This window comes from Vibrio sp. 10N.261.52.A1 (assembly GCF_002876325.1).
GTDB classification, from domain to species: Bacteria; Pseudomonadota; Gammaproteobacteria; order Enterobacterales; family Vibrionaceae; genus Vibrio; species Vibrio chagasii.
This window is the reverse complement of the sequence record NZ_MCYD01000744.1, coordinates 1-3,562: the sequence shown is the minus strand read 5'-3', so window position 1 is coordinate 3,562 and position 3,562 is coordinate 1. Positions and strand designations below refer to the sequence as shown.

Genomic DNA, 3,562 nt, shown 5'->3' with positions numbered 1-3,562 from the left:
ATTTTATATTAACTAATGATTTAGGAACGAAATGGAATTCTCTGCCATCATCATCGTGATTACTTCGGCTCTACTGCATGCGGGCTGGAATGTTCTAGGTAAATCAAACCAAGGCTCTGGCTCATCCTTCTTCTTAGCGTCTGGCTTTGCCGCTGCCGCGATATTGACTCCTTATCTTATCTGGTATGTCGATAATGTTGGCTTTGCAAATATCTCTCTTCCATTTTGGCAATTGGTTTTGCTGAGTGGGATCTGCCAAATTATTTATCTAATTGGATTGGGTGCTGCTTATAAACAAGCTGATATTGGTGTTATCTATCCAATGGCACGAGCGCTACCAGTGCTGATGGTTGGTTTGGGAACCGTATTGATTGGCTATGAGTTGTCACTGAATCAATGGATTGGCTTTGCACTGATCACATTAGGCTGTTTGTTTGTTCCATTGAAACAGTTCTCTGACCTGAAGCTCAAGGCTTACCTAAATCTTGGCGTACTTTGGGCGTTAATCGCCGCTATCGGCACCACTGGCTATTCAATCATTGATAAAGAGGCGCTTCTGTTATTGGAGCCTTTAAGTACGCCGGTTATTACCAATAAACACACTGCAATTTTCTATTTAGGCATCCAGTTTTGGGCAATAGTGCTCCCGCTGAGTATTTGGTTACTGGTAACTAACCAAAGTGTCGAGTTTACGAATGCTTGGGTACTACGCAAGAAAGCCACGGTGGCGGGTATCATGATGGCGTCGACTTATGGGTTGGTGCTGTTTGCAATGACCATGACAGAGAACGTCAGCTTGGTCGTTGCTCTTAGACAGGTGAGTATCATCTTCGGTGTGGTGATGGGGATCTATTTTTTAAAGGAAAAGTGGCACATGACCCGCGGTATAGGCGTTGTTTTGATTCTTATAGGTCTGGTTACCTCACTGATTTAAGAAGCGCCTACTAGGGTATCTTGCTTTGAGAGATAGAAAATGCTCTCTGGCATTGGAAAGTAAAACGCCCTTAACGGTGGATTAATCGTTAAGGGCGTTTTTTAGTTGGTCTTGAGACTGGCTATTTGGTGGTTGGTTTAGTCTGTGAGAGCTTGAGCATCTTGCTGTTTGATAACTTTATGCCCATCTTCACTGACGCCACGTTTCCAGTAGCTACTGATGTAGATGTTCTCTTTTGCGACTTCTTTTTCATTTCTGAAGTACTGTCTGAGTTCACGCATGCTTTCAAATTCACACGCTGTCCATACTGAAACCTGACCGTCTAACCACGTTAAGCTGCGAACCGTTTGGGATAGTGTTTCTGATGTTTCATCTTCAATTAGCCAAGTGATCTTGATGCCTTGAGGGGCTTCTAGCTCTTGCTTGTCTGCTGCTGAATTGATCTGGATAACAGCGTACCCTGTTGCGTCTTCTGGCAGTGTTTTTACTTTTGCGGAGAGCGCAGGGAGTGAAGTCATATCTGCCACTAAGAAGAACCAATCTGACTCTAGGTTCAGCCCCTGAATTAAACCTGGGCCAGCCACTGAAATAGTATCACCAACTTGTGCGCTCATTGCCCATCTCGCAGCAAAGCCACATTGAAGATCTTTAGTGATATGGCGAACGAAATCGACCTCGATGAACTTCTCTAAAGGATTGTAGTGGCGAATGGTGTAGGTGCGCATGGTTGGACGCTCACCTTCGTCTAATTGACTCAAGTCGGTGGTGCCTAGTGGCGAGAATAGTAGCTTGATGTAGCCGCCTACACATTCAGCAGGGTACTTACTTAATCCCTCACCGCTAAACGTAATACGCTGCATGTTTGGAGTAATGGTTGAGGTTTGAGTAACAGTTAATGTGATAGGGCTAGGCTTGCTCATATAAGGCTCTCTTAGATTTTGATGCCCACATAATAATCTCGAACCAGAAAACACTCAATACTAATAATTATCATTTACTGTGATTTACACAAGGACAATTTAGTTAAGAGTGTTTTGCTTATATCGCGAACTTTTATCAACAAAAAAGCCCTTTAGTAAACTAAAGGGCTCGATGAATAGCTTGCTGAACAACAGCGTGATTAGCTGTTTGCTTCTTCTAGTTGAATGGTTTCATCAGCGGCTTTTGCTGCTTCTAGCATCTTACGAATAATGAAAGATGCAGCCATCGCAATACCTACCATTACTACCGCAAGAACAGTCAGCATTTGGAAGTAGTCGCCGTAAACCGTTTGAACGATCTCTTGTGTGATCTCTTGACCTTTCTCTAGTGCGATTGACGTTGAGAATACCGCGCCAACGATACCTGATAGTGCGATTGCTACAGAGAATAAGCTTACAGAGAAGTTCTCGATGTGCTTAGGTGCCACAGACAGGATGAATGCCACTACCATGGAACCCACAATTACTTCACCGAATGCTAGGAAGAAGTGGATTGCTAGGAATACTTCAGGGCGAATCAGAACGTCTTCACCAACGGTAGTCACTGCCATTGTCAGGATACCAAAAGCGATAGCCGTCAGGATGAATGAGAAACCTACTTTCGTTGCTGTAGAGAAGTTGATGTTTTTCTTTTCTAGGCCTGAGAAGATACCAGCGATGATAGGGCCTGCGACCATGCACCATAGTGGGTTCATTGCCATTGACGCTTCTGGAGCAACAGGGATGAAGCCGAATAGGTCACCACGCATGGTGTTGATTGCTACCATTGTCATCGATGTCATCATTTGGCCGTAGTACACAAAGAAACATGTAGTCAGGAATGTGATGATTAAGATCGTGCCCATTTTTAGCATGTCTGATTTCTTCGATTTCACCATCAAAGAGACAAAGTAGATAATGGCTGCAGCACCGATCGCATAAACGATGTTTTGGCCGATATCCATGTTAGAGAACATGAAAAATACTAAGCCGATCATTGCTGCTGATAGGCCAAGGAAAGCTGCCCAGTTTTTAGTGCTTACTGGTTGCTGGTCTATCTCAGCACTTGCTTCAACAAGGCCTTTACGGACAAATAACATCATCAGTAGTGCTGCGCCTGCTAGAACAGCAGACAGAAGGAAGCCACCGTGGAAGCCTACAACAAGCACCAGCATAGGGAATAAGTACTGACCTAACAGTGCACCAATGTTGTTTACTGAATAGTTGATAGGGTAGCAGTTTTCAAAATCTTCTTGTGTTTTGAACGTGCGTTTGTAGAGACTTGGGTAAGAAGGAGACATCAAACCACGTGCATAACTTGCTAACGCAATACCACACAACGCCATAGGAACATTGGTTGCTGCTGCGCCTAGTACCAACAACACATAACCACTCGCGAACCCTAGGAAGGCGATGGTCAAAGAGCGGTAAGCACCTAAGAATTTGTCAGCGATGAAACCACCTGCGATAGCAAACAGTGGCCCAATTGCAGAGAAAGCACCAACGACCATCATGGTGTCAGCTTCGTTGTAGTTAAGGTCCTCAAGGAAGAAACGAGTCAAGATCACCATGACGCCATAGAACGAAAGTCCAAACATCATTTGGCAGAACATCATTGATTTGTTTAATCTATTCCACATTATTTTATTCTCACATTAGTATTAATATG

General features: G+C 43.9%; 3 protein-coding genes. 1 reads left to right on the top strand and 2 read right to left on the bottom strand.

All coding sequences use genetic code 11. The features are described from left to right. Window positions 1-31 precede the first annotated feature (31 nt). Window positions 32-934 (top strand): EamA family transporter, encoded by a 903-nt coding sequence (locus BCT81_RS15275; RefSeq protein WP_102424980.1) that lies wholly within the window; start codon window positions 32-34, stop codon window positions 932-934. A 137-nt stretch (window positions 935-1,071) separates the two neighbouring features. Here BCT81_RS15275 and BCT81_RS15270 read toward each other — a convergent pair whose 3' ends face one another. Then, window positions 1,072-1,854 (bottom strand): siderophore-interacting protein, encoded by a 783-nt coding sequence (locus BCT81_RS15270; RefSeq protein WP_102424979.1) that lies wholly within the window; start codon window positions 1,852-1,854, stop codon window positions 1,072-1,074. Window positions 1,855-2,054: 200 nt separating this feature from the next. Continuing rightward, complete coding sequence (locus BCT81_RS15265) at window positions 2,055-3,533, bottom strand: peptide MFS transporter (protein ID WP_102424978.1); 1,479 nt, start codon at window positions 3,531-3,533, stop codon at window positions 2,055-2,057. Window positions 3,534-3,562: the final 29 nt, after the last annotated feature.

Bases quoted from the DNA above. Each gene is read 5' to 3' on its own strand.
- BCT81_RS15275 (WP_102424980.1), top strand. From the start codon at position 32: ATGGAATTCTCTGCCATCATCATCGTGATTACTTCGGCTCTACTGCAT.
- BCT81_RS15270 (WP_102424979.1), bottom strand. From the start codon at position 1,854: ATGAGCAAGCCTAGCCCTATCACATTAACTGTTACTCAAACCTCAACC.
- BCT81_RS15265 (WP_102424978.1), bottom strand. From the start codon at position 3,533: ATGTGGAATAGATTAAACAAATCAATGATGTTCTGCCAAATGATGTTT.